The organism is Bacillus sp. JUb11, from assembly GCF_024807925.1.
Lineage (GTDB): Bacteria > Bacillota > Bacilli > Bacillales > Bacillaceae > Bacillus > Bacillus altitudinis.
This window is the reverse complement of sequence record NZ_JANUEZ010000004.1, coordinates 331,317-348,672: the sequence shown is the minus strand read 5'-3', so window position 1 is coordinate 348,672 and position 17,356 is coordinate 331,317. Positions and strand designations below refer to the sequence as shown.

Below are 17,356 nucleotides of genomic sequence, written 5' to 3'. Positions count from 1 at the left end.
AAACCGTATAGACGAATTGTTAGCGGATTGACATTTTTTTTATCTGTTTGTCCTCATTTTGTCTTCTCATAGTCATCATATGACAGCTCAAGTTTGGAATAATTGTTCCATCGCTTCGTCGAGATTGGTGATCGGCTGGCGGCAGCTGTAGTTTTCACAAATATAGACCGTCGTGCTGTCGTTGATCGTTTTGTAATCTTTTGCAAAAGGTGCGAGCCTTGCTAATTCTTGCCCTGTTTCGGCAGTTAAAATGAGATCAAATGGCATGAATCGTTTTTGCAATGCTTGTAGAAGCTGTTCTTTTTGCGGATCGCCCTTTTTCCCGAGAATAATGATTTCTCGTTTTACGGCATATTGGCTTAATAGTCCTTGTAAGAAGGCGGTATGTCCGCTTGGATAGGAAGAGACATCGACGTAAAAGGCGCTGAACATCTTCTCTAGTGTTTCGATCCAGTCTTGACGTCCGATCATTCTGCTTAGTTTCAGAAGCTGTTGGAGTGCAGTACTGTTACCAGACGGCATGGCCCCGTCGTATACTTCTTTTTCACGAACGATAAGCGCTTCTGCATCTGAGCCTGAGAAGAAAAAGCCCCCGATTTGCTCATCCCAAAACAGTTCAAACATATTTTCAGCAACGGCTCTTGCTTTTGTCAGCCAATCTAGGTCAAAGGTCGCTTCGTATAAAGACATATACGCTGTGAGCATGTGCGCATAATCCTCGATAAAGCCTAGATGCTTTACGTCCCCTTCTCTGAAGCGGACCATGAGGCGTCCCTGTTGGATGAGGTGTGTTTCGAGAAAAGACATCGCCTGTTTTGCCATGCGTATGGCCTCTTTTTCATGAAAGACACTCCCTGCTTTGGCAAGTGCGGAAATCATCAGCGCATTCCACGAGGTGAGTACCTTGTCATCGATTAGCGGTGCAGGCCGCTGCTGTCTTACAGTGAGTAAGATGTGTCGAGCGGATTGCAGTTTGGAATGAAGGGTTTTGTCGTCGATTGAAAAAGCTGCTTTGATGTCATCAAATGAGGTGGAAATAGTATGAGGGATGTTCTGTCCTTCAAAGTTCCCTTCCTCTGTGATGTGGTAGACCGCACAAAATAAAGTGCCGAGGTCATCGCCTAAATGGGTCATGATCTCCTTTTTTGTCCAAACGTAATATTGCCCTTCCTTTCCTTCTGAATCGGCATCGATTGCCGAATAAAAAGAGCCATCACGATTCATCATGTCTCGTTTGATAAATTGAATGAGGTCTTGGACAAGCTTTTCGTACTCAGGGTGTTGAGTGATTTGATAGGCTTCGGTGTAGGCATTTATTAGCAAGGCGTTATCATACAGCATCTTTTCAAAATGCGGCACAAGCCATTTTTCATCGGTTGAATACCGAGTAAATCCAGAACCAATATGATCATAAATACCGCCGTTTGCCATACCGTTTAACGTTTTTGTGACAGCATATAACGCATTTTCTTGCCCTGTCCATTCAAAATAGCGCATGAGAAACGTGAGCATATGAGGCGCAGGAAATTTAGGCGCAGAACCGAAGCCGCCATACAGCGTATCAAAGCTGCTCATGAGCTGATAATAGGCTTTGTGAATCGACTCCTGAGTGAGCGTATTTTCTGTCTGCCCTGCTGCCTTGATCCGCAAATTATTTGTTGCCTTTTCTGCCAATGATTCAATATGATCTCGGTCGTTGTGATACGCATCCAGCAATTGCGTCAGTGCATCAATGAAGCCAGGACGGCCGTAAGCACTTCTTTTTGGAAAATAAGTCCCCGCATAAAACGGCTTTTGATCAGGCGTGACAAACACGTTGAGCGGCCAGCCGCCTTGCCCAGTCATCATCTGACAAACGGACATATACATCGAGTCAATGTCTGGACGCTCCTCACGATCGACTTTGATTGAAATGAAATGCTCGTTTAGGATGTCGGCGACTTGTTGATCTTCAAAGCTTTCGTGTGCCATGACGTGGCACCAGTGGCAAGTGGCATAGCCAATGCTGACAAGCACCGGTTTATTTTCACGTTTCGCTTTGTCGAAGGCTTCTTGCCCCCATGGATACCAGTGAACTGGGTTGTGAGCGTGCTGAAGGAGATAAGGTGATTTTTCCGTGATGAGTGGGTTGGGTGTTTGGTTCTTTGGCATGGGTCACCTGCTCTTTCAATTTTTTAAGTATTTTCTTTTCTCCATTTAATATATCAGATTGCTGAGGCTCGTCATATTTTGTCTGTGAGGTATTCCCATCATAAAAAAACAAGGGCTATAAACCCTTGTTTTGTCATTATTTCACCTTTTCACTACTTCAATCGTAATGTTTTAACAAGATGGCTGAATTATGTCCTCCAAAACCAAAAGAATTGGATAGCCCATATTTCAATGGAAGCTGTCTCGCTTCTAATACAACATCTAAATTGCAATCTGGATCTTGTTTCTCTACATTAATAGTTGGCGGAATCAATCCTCGTCTCAAACTTTCCACTAAAGCAATCGCTTCTACTCCGCCTGCAGCACCAAACATGTGCCCAGTCATTGACTTGTTCGCAGTTGTTGGAATTTCGCCTGAACGATCACCAAATAATTTCTTAATGGCTAGAACTTCTGAACGATCACCTACTTGTGTACTTGTTGCATGAGCACTAATAACATCGATTTCACTTGTTGATATATCTGCACTTCTCAATGCTTTCTTCATGGCTAAGTAGGCACCCCTACCTTCTGGGTGTGAAGCGACCATATGATGTGCATCTGAACTAGCCCCGTATCCCACTACTTCACATAATATCGGCGCATCTCTAAGAATTGCGTTGTCTAATGATTCTAATACTAAGATACCTGCGCCTTCACTCATAACAAAGCCATCTCTATCTGTATCGAATGGACGGCTGGCTCGACTTGGGTCTTGGTTTCTAGTAGACAGTGCATGTGCGTTTCCAAAACTAGCCAAAGATATCTGGTTGACGGCGGCTTCTGCTCCACCGGCAAATATAATATCTGCTTCATCGTTTCGGATCGCATTGAAAGCTTCACCAATAGAAGTGTTCCCAATAGAACAAGCTGTGACCGGTGACAAGGATGGCCCTTGTGCGCCTAATTTAATGCTGATTTGGGCCGCAGCTGCATTTGAAATCATCATGGGGACAAGGCTAGGGCTTACTCTCGAGGGACCTCGTTTATCTAATACATTCACCTGATCAACAAGCGATTGTATGCCCCCGATTCCTGAACCAACATATACGCCTAAACGTTCAAGATCTACTTGATCTAACTGTAATTGTGAATGTTCTAATGCTTGTTCGGCTGCTGCTAAGGCAAACTGACTAAAACGATCTAATCGTTTTGCTTCTTTTCTCCCTAATACTTCATCTGCATCGAAATCACGAACGATTCCAGCTATTTTTGTTTTATAATCAGTCGTATCAAAAGAATCAATGAGAGATATTCCCGATTGTCCTTGAACTAGTTGATTCCAAAAGCTATCTATATCATTTCCAAGTGGAGAAATAACTCCCATTCCAGTAATGACAACTCTTTTCATGATCATTCCCTCCTTGTTTTTATTAACTTTAGCCATTGTGTTATCCTATTACAAGTTGTTGTTTATCCTAGTATAATGAATAATATTTTAAAAGGAGACCTTAATGAAACCTGAAACAAGACTTCAAGCATTATCAGAATTTCTAAAAAACCAACGTTCAAAAATCACGCCTCAAATGGTTGGTTTACCTGTAGGAACCCGCAGAAGAACACCAGGGCTCAGAAGAGAAGAAGTAGCTCAACTAGCCGGTGTGAGTCTTACTTGGTATACATGGTTAGAGCAAGGCAGGGATATAAAAGTATCTACTTCGGTATTAGATGCGATTTCTAGTGCATTACAATTAAATAACGATGAAAGGAGATATTTGTACGCTTTAGCGTTAGAGGAAGGTGTGAAACAATCCTATATCATTGAGAATGAGAAGGAAATCAGTCCGGCTTTAGTGAAAATTTTGCAGGAACTTCGTTATTGCCCAACAATTATATCTGATAGAAGAAGTCAGATTGTTGGGTGGAATCAAGCAGCAGCTAATGTATTTTTGGACTTTGAACAAATCATCCCGGCAGAAAGGAATATCATCCGCTTACTATTCGCAAGAAAGGAATTTAAAAGTTTAGCCGTGAATTGGGAGCATTTTGTAAGAGGATATATCGCCATATTTAGAACGTATTATGGACAGTATGTGGCGGACGACTGGTATGAGCAATTTATAGAAGAAATGGAGCAGGCATATCCTGAGTTTCGTAAAATTTGGAATGAAAATGAGATCAGTTATGCACCTGAAGTATTAATTGAATTTCGTCATGCTAAGGTAGGGAAAATGTTGTTTAATCTCACTTCATTACAAGTGTACGGGGATACTGATTTAAGATGCAGTGTCTATACTCCAGTTGAGGATACTGAAACGGAGCTTAAGTTAAAACGTTTAATTGAAGGGTAGGTTTCGTTTGGATGAGGTTATTATGGCCATTAAATATAAAAGAGATCCTATGCTGTCAGTGAGAAGTGGGCATAACCGATGCTGATGAGCACGGGTTTAGTTTCACGTTGAGGCTTCTTGCCCCCAAGCCTATATCTTTTCTGGTAAATGGTGTTTATACATCTCAATAGCATCTGTATGTTCTTTTAAAATACTCATTGTTTTTGGATGGGGTCTTACATATATCAAAGGATAGTCGACTTCATCTAACTCTTGTTGAGTATGAAAAGCTAATCTCTCATGGTCAAGAGAAAATTGAGCATTAATTCCTGTTTTGTTCCCGCGTGAATCTAATCGAATCCATCTATTAAGTGAATGAAAAAATACAGCATTCAATGCGTGAATGCAATATCCTTTATCTGGCGTATCGAACAACATTAATCGCTGGTAACAAAAACCTGTGGGTATTCCCTGTGAGCGCAACAGGGCAGCCAATAGGTTCGACTTTGCGTAGCAAATTCCCTCTTTAAATGTTAATACATCTGATGCATGACAAGTCACTCGTTTGGATTGAATATCCCGTGTATGGGATATTTCATCTCGAACAAACTCATAGGCTGCTTTTGCTTTTTCTATTTCTGTCTGCAAAGGGTTGAAAAGTTCATTTACAAGTGTACAAATAATAGGATTAGAATAATCAACTTCATTTAATTCCAGTAAATAATCATTAAAGTTTTTTGATTCACATGTCATATTCATTATAATGTCTCCTTTTCTCTATACTTTTACTGCAGAAGGTCTATTTTTTCACCAACACATATTGTAAGTTTTCTAATTCAAACATATCAATCAGTTCATCGATCCCTTTAAAATCGATATGTTTTCCAAACCGTTTTGTGCTTAGGTCAATTTCTACATCCAATTGATCGTCCTTTTCTTTCATTTCGAGTTCATTTAGACAAGAATAGATTTCGATGGTTTCTCCTTTTGACAGCTCTTTTTCAATGAATTTAAAAAGTGCACGAAGAGAATGAATGATGTCTAATTCATAAACATAAGGGTGCGTGAATTTGTTTCTTACCGCTTCATTGACGGGATCTAGATAATCAATGTGAAGGCCTTCGAAATCCTCTTCTGTTTCAAATACTTCTATCAAAAGATCATCTTTTTGATAGATTTTGGGCTTTTTTTGTTTTTTATCAAACATGCTGATATTGAGTTCAGAGAATGGTTTATAGGTAGGATTTTGACCAATGGTACCAAGTGGCAGTTCTTTGTTTGATCCAATATAATGCTGTAAAGTCATGGGTTGCCCTCTTTCCTTGAAATATTCCTTATAGCGTTGATTATTTCCTTTTTACCAATTTAGAGGTGAATATGCAATGGCTTGACATATCGGTATTTCTAGATATACAATGTCTGCCATGGAACCTATTGATGTGTTTAAGGCATTATCGAATGAAACAAGGTTGAATATTTTAAAGTGGCTTAAGGAACCTGAGAAGCATTTTCCTAAGCAAGGCGCTCATTTACCGAAGGAGGTTAGTTATAAGGGGGGCGTTTGTGTTGGGGATATTCAAGAAAAGGCGCAAATTTCTCAATCAACGGTCTCTAGCTACTTACATTTGATGCAAAAGGCTGGTCTGCTTGAATCGGTACGGCATGGACAATGGACATACTATAGACGAAATGAAGAATTTATCCAACAGATCGGACAATATATGAAAACAGAGATCTAAAGGATGTGTGATTTCTGTTTTTTTCTATTCTATATATCTGTTTATCTAGATATATAAATATATGAATCAAAGGAGATTTAATGATGCGTTTAATTTTTTATGTGCTTGCACTATTAGCGGGTGCGGCACTTAGTTTTGAAGGAGCCATCTATGCGGAGCTTGGGAAGTCGATCGGACAGTTAGAAACGAGTTTTTATAACTTTTTTGTCGGTTCAATTATTATGGGGCTATTGTGGCTCTTTTTTGGAAAAGGTGACCTTTCCTATACGTTGAAGGCACCAAAATGGTCACTGCTTGGCGGAGCGATGGGGGTTGTGTATTTAACGTCTATTGTGGTGAGTGTTCCATTCGTTGGTGTGGGGGTAACGATGGTCGCTGTCATTATTGGTCAGCTGTTGATGAGTATGGTGATTGAGCATTTTGGCTGGCTTGGGAGTCAGAGAACGAGAGTAAACAAAGAGAAGGTATTTGCGGTCATTTCGATGATCATTGCCCTTATTCTTATTCATTAGGAGGAAAGTCGATATGGCATTATTGTTAATTATATTTACTTTAATCGGAGGCATTACGTTAAGTGCGCAATCTTCCATAAACGGTACGTTTAGCAGGAGAGCGGGTACGATTGAAACGACCTTTTTGACCTTTTTAACGGGTACGATGTTTTTAATCATTCTGATTTTATTCTTTGGGAGCGGCCATCTGTTGAATCTCTTGCATGCACCAAAGTGGCAGTTGAGTGCGGCTTTTCTTGGAACGGCTTATTTAATCCTGACAGTGATCGCTGTTCCGAAAATCGGTGTCATTGCTGCGAATATTGCGGGGATTGCTGGGCAGCTTGTCATTGGAACGGTCATTGATCATTTTGGCTGGTTCCATAGTCTGGTGATTTCACTTGATCTCAAACGCATATTGGCATTGTTCTTTATGCTGATCGCTTTTTATTTTATTTACAAAGGAAATAAGCGCTCTCGAGAGGAAGCGAGTGCTTAAAGAGAACGTGCTGCTGCGGCATTTGCTCTCAGCAGCTCTTTTATACTGATTCATCATGTTTGACTAAATACCTATCAGGGTATACTATCTGATCATAGGGAAAAGAGAAAGGAGTGTTAAACGTGGAGTATAATCAGCAGATGAAGAATCGTCTTCGCCGGATTGAGGGACAGATTAAAGGGGTTCTTGCGATGATGGAGCAGGGAAAGGATTGCCGCGAGGTGGTAACACAGCTATCTGCATCACGCAATGCCATTGATCGTGCAATGGGTGTGATTGTGAGTACAAACCTTGAACAATGTGTCCGTGAAAGTCTTGAGCAGGGCAAGGATACAGAGGGGCTTGTCAAAGAAGCGGTTGAGCTCTTGGTGAAAAGCCGGTAAGAAATTCCTCAGCCTTTGGAGGTTGACGAATTTTTTTACTTGTTATAATATACCCTTACCGGTATGTGTATATATATTTTGTTTTCTATATACCCCCATGGGTAATTAAGATAAGGAGGAGCATGATGGAAGAACAAAAGAAACGAACGACAATTGTTTTATTTAGTGGAGATTATGATAAAGCGATGGCCGCTTATATTATTGCAAATGGCGCAGCAGCCTATGATCACGAGGTGACTATTTTTCATACTTTTTGGGGGCTGAATGCCTTGCGTAAGGAAGAGATGGTGCCACTGAAGAAGGGATTTTTAGAAAAAATGTTTGGCAAAATGATGCCGCGCGGGGCTGATCGAATGGGGCTATCAAAGATGAATTTTGCAGGAATGGGACCGAAGATGATCAAGCATGTGATCAACAAACACAATGCCATGACCCTGCCGCAGCTCATTGATATGGCGAAGGAACAAGAGATCAACCTCGTGGCATGTACGATGACGATGGATCTTTTAGGGCTGCAGGAGAATGAATTACTAGCAGACATTCAATATGCCGGTGTGGCAGCGTATTTAGCAGAGGCAGAAATCGGGAATGTGAACTTATTTATCTAGGGGGGTGTCCATACATGATTCAAACGCTTTTGCTCATTATTGTGATCGCTTTGCTTGTGAGCCGTTTTCTTCCCGTACGGGGTGTGAAACAAATGGACGCAGCTCATCTGAAACCTAAATTGCATAGTCGGCATCAACAGCTGATAGACGTGCGATCACCTTTAGAATTTCAAACAAATCATATAAAAGGCTTTCAAAATATCCCCTTACCACAGTTAAGGAATCGAGCGCATGAGCTTGAGAAAGACAAAGAAGTGTATGTGATCTGCCAGAGCGGGATGAGAAGTATGCAGGCGGCTAAATTGTTAAAAAAACAGGGATTTACCCACATTACGAATATCAAGGGTGGCATGAATGCTTGGCGATTATAGGTATAAATAGGCTTTAAAATATACCCCCACCCCTATAAAAGGAGGAAAAACAATGCAGCAACCAACAGCAATTCTAGATGCAAAAGGATTGGCATGCCCAATGCCCATTGTCAAAACGAAAAAACAAATGAATGAGCTCTTGCCAGGAGATGTGCTTGAAGTGCAAGCAACCGATAAAGGGTCTACAGCGGATTTAGCAGCTTGGTCAAAAAGCGCCGGTCATGAATTTTTAGGAACAAAAGTAGAAGGACAGGTGCTTCATCATTTGATTCGTAAAGGTGGAGCGAAACAGGAGGAGCAGTCAATGATTTCGGAAATGTCGTTGAACATGTTTCAACAGAAGGTAAAAGAAGATCAGTCATTGTTTATTTTAGATGTACGAGAGCCGGATGAATATGAAGCGGGTCATATTCCAGGAGCTGTTCACATTCCTCTCGGTGAGGTGGAACAACGTGCTGAAGAATTGAACCGAGAGACGCTCATTTACCTCATCTGTCATTCAGGTAGAAGAAGTGAATTAGCCGCACAAAAGTTAAAAGAAAAAGGATTTCATCAATTGATCAATGTAGTGCCAGGCATGAACAGCTGGACAGGAGAGATTGAAAAATAGGAGCTGAATGAAACGATGACTGTAAAAGCAATGACAGCAGAGATTGAAAAATAGGAGCTGAATGAAACGATGACTGTAAAAGCAATGACAGCAGAACAGTTAACAAAAAAGATCATCAACAAAGAGCCGATCTTTTTGTTGGATGTACGAAACGAATCAGATGTGCAGGACTGGAAAATTGAAGGGAAAGCCGTTGAATATTTAAATGTGCCTTACTTTGAGCTTCTTGATGGCGTAGAGGATATGGTGGAGAACATACCGGATGACCTAGATGTACTGGTCGTTTGTGCGAAAGAAGGCTCTTCTATTATGGTGGCAGAGATGCTGTCAGAGGCAGGTAGAACGGTCCATTATTTGCAAGGCGGCATGAAGGCATGGAGTGAGCATTTAGAGCCAGTGAAGATCGGTGATTTAACTGGGGGTGGAGAGTTGTACCAATTTGTGCGAATGGGCAAGGGGTGCTTGTCCTATATGATCATGTCGAATGGGGAAGCTGCGATTATTGATGCGGCTAGAATGACGGAGGTCTATACGCAATTTGCTAAAAAACATCAAGTCACGGTGACGCATGTGTTTGATACGCACCTTCATGCGGACCATATATCTGGCGGGAAAAAGCTGTCTGAACTGACTGGTGCTATCTATTGGCTACCGCCAAAAGACGCCGAAGAGGTGACATTTGATTACAAACACCTTGAAGAAGGACAGCGTGTGACGATTGGAGCGACGGAGATTGAGATTCATGCCCTTTATTCACCGGGCCATACGATTGGTTCAACCTCTTTTATCGTAGACGGCCGTTACCTCCTTTCAGGTGATATTTTGTTCATTGATTCGATCGGAAGACCTGACCTAGCCGGTATGGCGGAGGACTGGGTAGGTGATTTGAGAGAAACCCTTTATACACGATATACGGCGCTTTCGGCAGAATTGATTGTGCTGCCTGCACATTTTATGATCGTGGATGAACTGAATGAAGACGGGAGCGTTTGGAAGGAGCTAGGCGCTTTGTTTGAAGAAAATCACGGGCTGAACATTGAAGATGAAGACGTATTTAGACAAATGGTCACGCAGCATCTCCCTGCACAGCCAAACGCTTATCAAGACATTCGGTCTACCAATATGGGGAAGCTGCATCCAGACGAGGAAGCGCAGCGAGACATGGAAATTGGTCCAAACCGTTGTGCGATTCGATAATGTTCAATAAAATAAAGAAGCGAGGGATGATCAGATGACATCAGATCACATTTTAGACGTAACCGGGCTTGCATGCCCGATGCCGATTATTCGGACGAAGAAAAAAATGAACGACTTGGCAGAAGGTCAAGTATTAGAAATACATGCAACAGATAAAGGAGCCAAAGCTGATTTGGCTGCATGGGCTAAGTCAAGCGGACATGAATTGATCACGCAGACGGATGAAGGACATGTGCTGAAGTTCTGGGTGAGAAAAGGGTCCTAAAGGGGAGAGGGGTATCTATGAGGGAGCCCCTTTTCCTTTTGCAAAGGAGGAGACCAGCGTGGATTTTGCATTTTTCATTACTTTATTTATCATCGGATTTATTGGTTCCTTCTTATCAGGAATGGTCGGAATAGGAGGATCGGTGATCAACTATCCCATGCTGCTTTATATCCCGCCTCTTGTCGGAGTGATGGCATTATCGGCACACGAGGTTTCAGGGATTGGTGCCATTCAAGTACTATTTTCGACACTCGGCGGTGTGCTGGCGTATCGAAAAAGCGGATTTTTACATCGACCATTGATTTTATATATGGGGAGCAGTATATTGGCAGGGAGTTTATTAGGCAGCTATTTATCACATTTCCTTCCAGAGAAAGGCATCAATGTAGTCTATGGTCTGCTTGCCATTGTCGCTGTCATTTTAATGCTTGTTCCGAAAAAAGGTCAGCAGGCAGAAGCGGATGGAGAGGTGACCTTTCATAAAGGACTGGCGGCTGGTATTGCCTTTGTGATCGGAAGTGTATCGGGTGTATTAGGTGCAGGCGGTGCCTTTATTTTAGTGCCGGTGATGCTATCGATTCTCAAAATCCCTGTGCGGATGACGATTGCCTCGTCTCTGGCGATTACGTTTCTCTCCGCGATCGGCGCATCGGCTGGGAAAGTGCTGACTGGTCAAGTCATGTTCATGCCTGCGCTTGTCTTAATGGTAGCCAGTTTGATGGCCGCGCCGATTGGGGCGAAAATTGGCCAGAAAATCAATGCCGTTTATTTGCAATGGGCGCTTGCCGTGATGATTACAGCCACAGCGATCAAAATCTGGGTGGATTTATTATAAGAAAAAGACCAACAACTGAGAGCAAGGGCTCTTTTCCATGTGTTGGTCTTTTTTATTTCATGTCATCGTGCTCGATATACGTTTCAAGTGCAGGGTGGTACTCTTTTTGATAATGAAGATTGGGGCATGTTTTCACGACTTTGCCTTGCAAGGCATTGGACTTCGAGACATCTAATGCTGTTTTACATTTTGGACAGCGTTCGTTAAAAATTGAGAGCCAGCGCTTCATAGATCACCACTCCAGTTAAAGTCTTAAAAACCGATTATATTAATATGAATTATAGGGGATTGTGTGAAGGAGGTCAATGGATATTTGGCTCTTTTTAACAAAAAAGAAGCATCGTATAAGATGCTTCAGCGTGTAGACAAATCCTCGCATTCTTTGTCAGCCCTGCATGCTGGCGCTCATGATTTTTAATTTCGCTTCGCAAGAGTCCAAAGGCTTTCCGTCACGCTGAAAAGAAGACAAAGGGCTAAAATAAAGTTCATTTCAGCCCTTTGTCAACAATTTGAAGTATGATTAATAGGCTTTCGCCCAGAACACCATATCAGATGCAGGCTTTCCGCAGCAGACACATGTGTCAGAAACGGATTCTTGTTCAAACGGGATACAGCGTGATGTCGCCCCTGTTCTCTCTTTGATGTCGTTTTCACAGTCTTCATCACCGCACCACATGGCTTTGATCAACCTGTTTTCTTCGGCAAGAAGCTGCTCGATGTCTTCGATTGTGTGGGCGTTTGATGTTTTTTCATGTAATCGTTCTTTTGCTTTTTCGTACATCGTCTGCTGAATGTCTTCAAGCGTGGACGTGATGGTTTGTTCAAGTGCATCTAATGTGACGGCTTGCTTTTCACCTGTGTCTCGTCTTGCGAGCATGACCTGGCCTTTTTCCATATCCTTTGGTCCTACTTCTACGCGTAATGGGATGCCCTGCATTTCGCATTCGTTGAATTTCCAGCCAGGCTGTTTATCACTTGCATCGATGTCAGCGCGTGCGATGCGGGCGAGTCGATCCTTTAATTCATAGGCATGATCGAGGACACCTTCTTTATGGGAAGCAATTGGCACAACACGTACTTGGGTTGGCGCAATGTTTGGCGGCAGGACAAGTCCTCTGTCATCGCCATGCACCATGATCATAGCGCCAATGATTCTTGTGGTGAAGCCCCATGATGTTTGCTGGACATGCTCTAATTTTCCTTCTCGATTTAAAAATTCAATGCCAAACGCCTTGGCAAATCCGTTGCCGAAGAAGTGAGAAGTGGCGGTTTGCAGGGCTTTTCCGTCATGCATCAAGCTTTCAACCGTATAGGTGAAGCGGGCGCCAGCGAATTTTTCTTTCTCTGTTTTTCTTCCTTTAATGACAGGGATCGCTAGAAGCTCTTCACAAATAGACGCATAGATATGGAGCATTTTTTCTGTTTCTTCAATCGCTTCTTGCTCTGTCTCGTGACAAGTGTGCCCTTCCTGCCAGAGGAATTCAAGGGTTCTAAGGAATGGACGTGTTGTCTTTTCCCAGCGGACGACATTGGCCCATTGGTTATATAGCTTCGGTAAATCACGATAGGAGTGAATGATGTTTTTATAATGCTCGGCGAACAGCACTTCAGAGGTTGGTCTGACGCAGAGTCTTTCTTGTAATTCCGAATCACCGCCATGTGTCACCCACGCCACTTCAGGAGCAAAGCCTTCGATATGATCTTTTTCCTGCTGGAGAAGGCTTTCTGGGATAAAGAGCGGCATATAGACATTCTCGTGACCCGTTTCTTTGATTTGACGATCAAGTTCGTCGCGAATATTCTCCCAAATTTTAAAACCGTATGGCTGAATGATCATACTGCCTCTCACGCTTGAATAATCGACGAGACGCGCCTTTGTGACAACATCTGTATACCACTGGGCAAAGTCGTCTTCCATGCTTGTAATTTTCTCAACAAATTGTTTCTTTGACATCGTCTTTTTCCTCCTTTTAAAAAAACAAAAAAGCTGTGCTTTAAGTTAGGGACCATTCCTGGTGGTACCACCCTAATTTAAAGCACAGCTTTACACTCGATCATGATAACGGTATGAACCGCTGTATGAAACAGAACTAAATCGGCAGGTTCACTTGAAGATGTCAGTAGGAACTTCTCAGCACCGTTCCCTCTCTGGTAAAGATCGATTCAAGCTACTATTCCAGATCTACGTTGATCCTTGTTCGTTGATTTTTCATCAGTTTACCTGTAAATGGGGGAGAAAGCAAGTTGGTCCGCAAGTTCATTTCATGCCTTTCTGAGGTCGTTTATGTCGAAGAGCCATTGGCAAACATTTTCTATTTTTGCAGCTTGCACGTTATGGAAGGCTATGCTAATATATTTGAAGAAAAAATAGACTTGTATAACCTCAATAATATGGTTTGAGGGTTTCTACCAGGATCCGATAAATCCTGATTACAAAAGCGCGCTTTCCTTTTTTGTAATCAGGGTTTTTTTGTTTGTCTGCACCCTGTATCAAAAGTGAAAGCCATGATATAGAGAAGGGATGTTAGACATGAACTGGAGAGTTTATTTATTAGCTGTTTCTACTTTTGCGGTTGGATTAGTTGAGCTTGTGGTCGGGGGCATTTTGCCAAGTTTAGCAGAGGATCTCAATGTGTCTCTTGCGACAGCTGGGCAGCTGATCACGGTATTTGCGATTGTGTATGCTATTTCAGCACCGGTGCTACTGACCGTTACAGCCAAAATCGAACGAAAGCGTCTTTATTTAATCGCATTATTGGTCTTTACATTAGGCAATGTATTCACATATTTTAGTTCCACCTTTACCCTTGTCATGATCTCTAGGGTCCTGATTGCCATGAGTACAGCGCTTGTTGTGGTGTTATCATTGACGATTACCGCCAAGCTGGTGGAACCGGCGCATCGAGCGAAAGCATTAGGTCTGATTTTTATTGGGATTAGCTCATCACTTGTTCTCGGTGTACCGATCGGTATTTTTATTACAGAGAGCTTTGGCTGGAGAGTGATGTTTTTAGGAATCAGTATTCTGTCAGCCATATCCATGGTACTCATTTATTTTCTATTGGAGAAAATGCCTGTTGAAAAAGTCACACCGCTTAAAGAACAAATTCGTTCTTTAGGGCATCCGAAAATTTTCAGTGCGCATTTGATTAGTCTGTTCATGCTTGCTGGTCATTATATGCTGTATTCTTATTTCACGCCATTTCTGATGGAAGTTCTGCATATGACTCCGTTTTGGATTAGTATTTGTTATTTGGTCTTCGGGCTTGCATCGATTGGCGGGAATGGGTTTGGCGGCTGGCTGAGTGACAAACTAGGATCAGGAAAAGCCATTTTGCTTGTGACCATGGCGTTTGCCATTGTGATGTTTATCCTTCCTTATACAGCGGGAGTGTTTATGCTCTTTATGGTGATGGTTGTCCTATGGGGTGCTCTTAGCTGGGCACTGACACCTGCTTTGCAGAGCTATTTGATTCAAACAGACCCTGTGACGTCTGATATTCAGCAGAGTTTGAATACATCCGCTTTGCAAATTGGGATTTCCATTGGATCAGCAGTGGGCGGCGTCATGTTTACAATGACTGGTTCATCAGTTGACTTGGCTAAATTCGGCGCTATTTTTGTGCTGATTGCCTTTAGCTGTGCAGTGATTTCATTAAAGAGACCGCCGCTTTATATGGATCGTCAGCATCAGGCTGAATAGAAGAGAATAAGATCGTTTAGCTGCCTCATCATAGGCAGCTTTTTATTTTTTGAAAACCACACCTTCACTTTTACCAGTAATGACTTCTTCTCCATGCTGATTGATATAACGGGAAAAAAGGTGGACACGATGGTATTTTTCAAGGGGTTCTACCTTGGTGACGGCCATCTGACAGGTAATGGTGTCACCTGTATAAACAGGGCGTATGAAGGTACATGTCATCTCTTGACCGATAAAATGAAACTGACCGCCAAGTTTCGTGGCTAGACTTGCTGTGAGAAAACCGTGTACCATGAGCCTTCCTTGATCATCTAGCTCGGTATGATGTTTGCCAAGATCACCTGTCATGTTTCCAAATTGAATCACATCTTCATGCGTATAGGTTTTGCTTGTTTGAAATTGATCGCCTGGTCGAACCATCTGTTTTTTCAGCTCCTTTTTTTAAATGTACCAAAGGAGTGAATGAATGTACATTCATTTTCATGGTGAGATGTTGGAAGCAAAGAAGAGACAGGATGCCTTTCTTTGCCCTTGATACGTCAGGAAAAATGTCATCTTCTATTCAAAAACTACCATTTCTCCAATTGGTTGAAATCCGGCACGCTGATAGATATGTTTGCCGTCATTTGAGGCTTGTAACATCACACACTTTTGTTTGTTATCTGTTTGGGTCAGAAGGTAATGAAACATGTCACTGCCAAGTCCTCTTCCGCGGTGTTCTGCCTTTGTGATGACATCATAAATACCGTAGCTGTCTGCTGTTTCGATCAATAAGCCCGTTGTGACCGGTTTGTTGTGTTCATATCCAACGAACATGCGGGTACTCGGGTGTAATCGTTCAATCGAAAAGCGTTGGAAATAGCTGTTTAAAGCGATTGCCTCAGGTGATCCTTCGAAAAGTTCGGTAAATAAATGTTGATAATCGAGAAAAGTTTGATCGTCAGTCACTTCCTTGATCGTAAGCGATTGAGAGGTCCTTTGATCGATGTCGTTTGTATGTTCAAGCATCATGATGGTATTGCGTTCCACTTCTTGAAACCCATATTTCTGCATGATATTCGACCAATCGGGGTGAAGCAGGCTTTGAGTGATCCATGTGCTGAATGTTAGTTGCTGTTGCTGCATTTGTTCGATGGCAGCTTCCACTTTTTGTTGATCTTGTATGTGCGCTGAAATGGGTAATAACAAATTGAACGTGTCAGTTGATATATGCGTGTTTGATAGAACGAAATCTTCCGTTGATAGGAACGATCCGTTTACAACAGAAGAAAACAAATTTATTTTTTCTTCTAACTGGCGAATGGCCATTTGCTGCTCTGTTTTCATTCTCTCACCTTCTTTTTTTGATTGAGGGTTACCTATCATAAATAATAGCAAAGAAAAGGAAATTGTGCGGTCTCTTGTAATCTAGTAAAAAAGTTCTCTTATTTATCAGGTCTGATGACCCATTCTTTTCCTCATCCCCACATTTCTTTTGACTCCTTTATTGATTATTAGTACCATTTTATTAACCAGTTAAGAGTGGAGGTTCAGATGGAAACAAACGAGCAGATTGTCTTAAAAGCGATTCAAGATTTGATTATGCATAGGGAAAAGAAACGGAACGATCCAACAGATCCACTGATTACCACGACTGATACACTCAAGCAAGATTGGACACTTACACAGCTTCATATTTTATCTATGATTCAAGCAAACCCTAATGAATCCAATAATACATTTCTTTCACAACAACTAAAACTATCAAAACCAGCCATTACAAAGGCTGTGAAAAAGCTCATCGAAAAAGGCATGGTCGACTATTGCCACCGGCAAGGTGACAAGAAATCCGTCTATTATTCACTCACAGAGGAAGGCACACAGCTTGCGGCACTGCATGATGAGCTTCATGAACAGGCAGTCTCCTCCTACTTAGAATTCCTCCATGAATTTAATGAAGACGAGTTACAGGTTATTGAGCGCTTCTTAAAGGCTTGGAAGGAAAAGATATAAATAACGGACCGAAAGCTTTCTATAAACTAGATGCTTTCGGTTTTTTTATGGTAAAATTAACATATATTGACGTTATTCGTGATGATGATTGAGGGAGGGAGCCGTGTTGGTGAAAGAGATGATGGAGAATTTTAAAAAATCTATTTTTATCATGCCGTTCGTCGGATTGTTTGTCAGCTTGCTATTATTTGTTTATTTTTTTG

General features: G+C 42.0%; 21 protein-coding genes and 1 riboswitch. Of the genes, 13 read left to right on the top strand and 8 right to left on the bottom strand.

The genetic code is table 11. The features are described from left to right. Window positions 1-87: 87 nt before the first annotated feature. Together M2369_RS19355 and fabF are read right to left on the bottom strand one after the other, a co-directional pair. Window positions 88-2,151, bottom strand: coding sequence for a thioredoxin domain-containing protein (locus M2369_RS19355; protein ID WP_310503978.1), 2,064 nt, complete (start codon window positions 2,149-2,151; stop codon window positions 88-90). Between the two features lie 157 nt (window positions 2,152-2,308). Next, window positions 2,309-3,541: a beta-ketoacyl-ACP synthase II gene (gene fabF / locus M2369_RS09935; RefSeq protein ID WP_259254108.1), complete on the bottom strand. Its 1,233-nt coding sequence runs from the start codon at window positions 3,539-3,541 to the stop codon at window positions 2,309-2,311. Window positions 3,542-3,644: 103 nt separating this feature from the next. Here fabF and M2369_RS09930 point away from each other — a divergent pair, with 103 nt between their 5' ends. After that, on the top strand, window positions 3,645-4,481 hold the full coding sequence (locus tag M2369_RS09930) for a helix-turn-helix transcriptional regulator (protein WP_008359338.1): 837 nt from the start codon (window positions 3,645-3,647) through the stop codon (window positions 4,479-4,481). Between the two features lie 129 nt (window positions 4,482-4,610). Here the strand turns inward: M2369_RS09930 and M2369_RS09925 are convergent, their stop codons facing one another. Together M2369_RS09925 and M2369_RS09920 are read right to left on the bottom strand one after the other, a co-directional pair. After that, window positions 4,611-5,219 (bottom strand): transglutaminase-like domain-containing protein, encoded by a 609-nt coding sequence (locus M2369_RS09925; RefSeq protein WP_259254106.1) that lies wholly within the window; start codon window positions 5,217-5,219, stop codon window positions 4,611-4,613. Between the two features lie 40 nt (window positions 5,220-5,259). Next, the gene (locus M2369_RS09920; protein ID WP_259254105.1) at window positions 5,260-5,766 is read right to left on the bottom strand and encodes a hypothetical protein; all 507 of its coding nucleotides are present in this window, start codon (window positions 5,764-5,766) and stop codon (window positions 5,260-5,262) included. Window positions 5,767-5,884: 118 nt separating this feature from the next. Here M2369_RS09920 and M2369_RS09915 point away from each other — a divergent pair, with 118 nt between their 5' ends. The 10 genes from M2369_RS09915 to M2369_RS09870 all read left to right on the top strand — a co-directional run bounded on the left by M2369_RS09915 (window position 5,885) and on the right by M2369_RS09870 (window position 11,458). Beyond that, a complete protein-coding gene (locus tag M2369_RS09915; protein ID WP_008343888.1) occupies window positions 5,885-6,199 on the top strand; it encodes an ArsR/SmtB family transcription factor in 315 nt (104 codons plus the stop codon). Window positions 6,200-6,282: 83 nt separating this feature from the next. Continuing rightward, window positions 6,283-6,711 carry a DMT family transporter gene (locus M2369_RS09910; RefSeq protein ID WP_008343887.1) on the top strand — a complete coding sequence of 143 codons (429 nt, stop codon included), beginning with the start codon at window positions 6,283-6,285 and terminating at the stop codon, window positions 6,709-6,711. A 13-nt stretch (window positions 6,712-6,724) separates the two neighbouring features. Then, on the top strand, window positions 6,725-7,189 hold the full coding sequence (locus M2369_RS09905) for a DMT family transporter (RefSeq protein WP_008343886.1): 465 nt from the start codon (window positions 6,725-6,727) through the stop codon (window positions 7,187-7,189). Between the two features lie 122 nt (window positions 7,190-7,311). Then, window positions 7,312-7,572 (top strand): metal-sensitive transcriptional regulator, encoded by a 261-nt coding sequence (locus M2369_RS09900; RefSeq protein WP_003217059.1) that lies wholly within the window; start codon window positions 7,312-7,314, stop codon window positions 7,570-7,572. A 125-nt stretch (window positions 7,573-7,697) separates the two neighbouring features. Further along, window positions 7,698-8,180 carry a DsrE/DsrF/DrsH-like family protein gene (locus tag M2369_RS09895; protein WP_008343885.1) on the top strand — a complete coding sequence of 161 codons (483 nt, stop codon included), beginning with the start codon at window positions 7,698-7,700 and terminating at the stop codon, window positions 8,178-8,180. Between the two features lie 14 nt (window positions 8,181-8,194). Beyond that, window positions 8,195-8,551 carry a rhodanese-like domain-containing protein gene (locus M2369_RS09890; RefSeq protein ID WP_008343884.1) on the top strand — a complete coding sequence of 119 codons (357 nt, stop codon included), beginning with the start codon at window positions 8,195-8,197 and terminating at the stop codon, window positions 8,549-8,551. 52 nt (window positions 8,552-8,603) lie between these two features. Continuing rightward, a complete protein-coding gene (locus M2369_RS09885) occupies window positions 8,604-9,161 on the top strand; it encodes a sulfurtransferase TusA family protein (protein ID WP_008343883.1) in 558 nt (185 codons plus the stop codon). 69 nt (window positions 9,162-9,230) lie between these two features. Continuing rightward, entirely contained in the window at window positions 9,231-10,358 is a 1,128-nt protein-coding gene (locus M2369_RS09880; RefSeq protein WP_008343882.1) for an MBL fold metallo-hydrolase, read from the top strand. 34 nt (window positions 10,359-10,392) lie between these two features. Beyond that, a complete protein-coding gene (locus tag M2369_RS09875; RefSeq protein WP_008343881.1) occupies window positions 10,393-10,623 on the top strand; it encodes a sulfurtransferase TusA family protein in 231 nt (76 codons plus the stop codon). Window positions 10,624-10,681: 58 nt separating this feature from the next. Further along, complete coding sequence (locus M2369_RS09870; protein WP_008343880.1) at window positions 10,682-11,458, top strand: sulfite exporter TauE/SafE family protein; 777 nt, start codon at window positions 10,682-10,684, stop codon at window positions 11,456-11,458. A 52-nt stretch (window positions 11,459-11,510) separates the two neighbouring features. On the opposite strand, the gene M2369_RS09865 is transcribed toward M2369_RS09870, so the two are convergent. Then, complete coding sequence (locus tag M2369_RS09865; protein WP_017358723.1) at window positions 11,511-11,687, bottom strand: hypothetical protein; 177 nt, start codon at window positions 11,685-11,687, stop codon at window positions 11,511-11,513. 291 nt (window positions 11,688-11,978) lie between these two features. Continuing rightward, a complete protein-coding gene (gene proS / locus M2369_RS09860) occupies window positions 11,979-13,412 on the bottom strand; it encodes a proline--tRNA ligase (RefSeq protein WP_008343878.1) in 1,434 nt (477 codons plus the stop codon). A 399-nt stretch (window positions 13,413-13,811) separates the two neighbouring features. Continuing rightward, window positions 13,812-13,911, top strand: a riboswitch (purine riboswitch). Between the two features lie 77 nt (window positions 13,912-13,988). Here proS and M2369_RS09855 point away from each other — a divergent pair. After that, window positions 13,989-15,161 carry an MFS transporter gene (locus tag M2369_RS09855; protein ID WP_259254102.1) on the top strand — a complete coding sequence of 391 codons (1,173 nt, stop codon included), beginning with the start codon at window positions 13,989-13,991 and terminating at the stop codon, window positions 15,159-15,161. 42 nt (window positions 15,162-15,203) lie between these two features. On the opposite strand, the gene M2369_RS09850 is transcribed toward M2369_RS09855, so the two are convergent. Together M2369_RS09850 and M2369_RS09845 are read right to left on the bottom strand one after the other, a co-directional pair. Next, window positions 15,204-15,581: a hotdog domain-containing protein gene (locus M2369_RS09850; protein ID WP_045034653.1), complete on the bottom strand. Its 378-nt coding sequence runs from the start codon at window positions 15,579-15,581 to the stop codon at window positions 15,204-15,206. A gap of 138 nt (window positions 15,582-15,719) precedes the next feature. Further along, entirely contained in the window at window positions 15,720-16,487 is a 768-nt protein-coding gene (locus tag M2369_RS09845) for a GNAT family N-acetyltransferase (RefSeq protein WP_039169312.1), read from the bottom strand. A 207-nt stretch (window positions 16,488-16,694) separates the two neighbouring features. Between M2369_RS09845 and M2369_RS09840 the strand changes: the two genes are divergently transcribed. Beyond that, entirely contained in the window at window positions 16,695-17,153 is a 459-nt protein-coding gene (locus M2369_RS09840) for a MarR family transcriptional regulator (RefSeq protein WP_024719151.1), read from the top strand. Window positions 17,154-17,356 lie beyond the last annotated feature (203 nt).

Coding starts and splice junctions, on each gene's coding strand:
- M2369_RS19355 (WP_310503978.1), bottom strand. CDS start 2,151: ATGCCAAAGAACCAAACACCCAACCCACTCATCACGGAAAAATCACCT.
- fabF (WP_259254108.1), bottom strand. CDS start 3,541: ATGAAAAGAGTTGTCATTACTGGAATGGGAGTTATTTCTCCACTTGGA.
- M2369_RS09930 (WP_008359338.1), top strand. CDS start 3,645: ATGAAACCTGAAACAAGACTTCAAGCATTATCAGAATTTCTAAAAAAC.
- M2369_RS09925 (WP_259254106.1), bottom strand. CDS start 5,219: ATGAATATGACATGTGAATCAAAAAACTTTAATGATTATTTACTGGAA.
- M2369_RS09920 (WP_259254105.1), bottom strand. CDS start 5,766: ATGACTTTACAGCATTATATTGGATCAAACAAAGAACTGCCACTTGGT.
- M2369_RS09915 (WP_008343888.1), top strand. CDS start 5,885: ATGGAACCTATTGATGTGTTTAAGGCATTATCGAATGAAACAAGGTTG.
- M2369_RS09910 (WP_008343887.1), top strand. CDS start 6,283: ATGCGTTTAATTTTTTATGTGCTTGCACTATTAGCGGGTGCGGCACTT.
- M2369_RS09905 (WP_008343886.1), top strand. CDS start 6,725: ATGGCATTATTGTTAATTATATTTACTTTAATCGGAGGCATTACGTTA.
- M2369_RS09895 (WP_008343885.1), top strand. CDS start 7,698: ATGGAAGAACAAAAGAAACGAACGACAATTGTTTTATTTAGTGGAGAT.
- M2369_RS09890 (WP_008343884.1), top strand. CDS start 8,195: ATGATTCAAACGCTTTTGCTCATTATTGTGATCGCTTTGCTTGTGAGC.
- M2369_RS09885 (WP_008343883.1), top strand. CDS start 8,604: ATGCAGCAACCAACAGCAATTCTAGATGCAAAAGGATTGGCATGCCCA.
- M2369_RS09880 (WP_008343882.1), top strand. CDS start 9,231: ATGACTGTAAAAGCAATGACAGCAGAACAGTTAACAAAAAAGATCATC.
- M2369_RS09875 (WP_008343881.1), top strand. CDS start 10,393: ATGACATCAGATCACATTTTAGACGTAACCGGGCTTGCATGCCCGATG.
- M2369_RS09865 (WP_017358723.1), bottom strand. CDS start 11,687: ATGAAGCGCTGGCTCTCAATTTTTAACGAACGCTGTCCAAAATGTAAA.
- proS (WP_008343878.1), bottom strand. CDS start 13,412: ATGTCAAAGAAACAATTTGTTGAGAAAATTACAAGCATGGAAGACGAC.
- M2369_RS09855 (WP_259254102.1), top strand. CDS start 13,989: ATGAACTGGAGAGTTTATTTATTAGCTGTTTCTACTTTTGCGGTTGGA.
- M2369_RS09850 (WP_045034653.1), bottom strand. CDS start 15,581: ATGGTTCGACCAGGCGATCAATTTCAAACAAGCAAAACCTATACGCAT.
- M2369_RS09845 (WP_039169312.1), bottom strand. CDS start 16,487: ATGAAAACAGAGCAGCAAATGGCCATTCGCCAGTTAGAAGAAAAAATA.
- M2369_RS09840 (WP_024719151.1), top strand. CDS start 16,695: ATGGAAACAAACGAGCAGATTGTCTTAAAAGCGATTCAAGATTTGATT.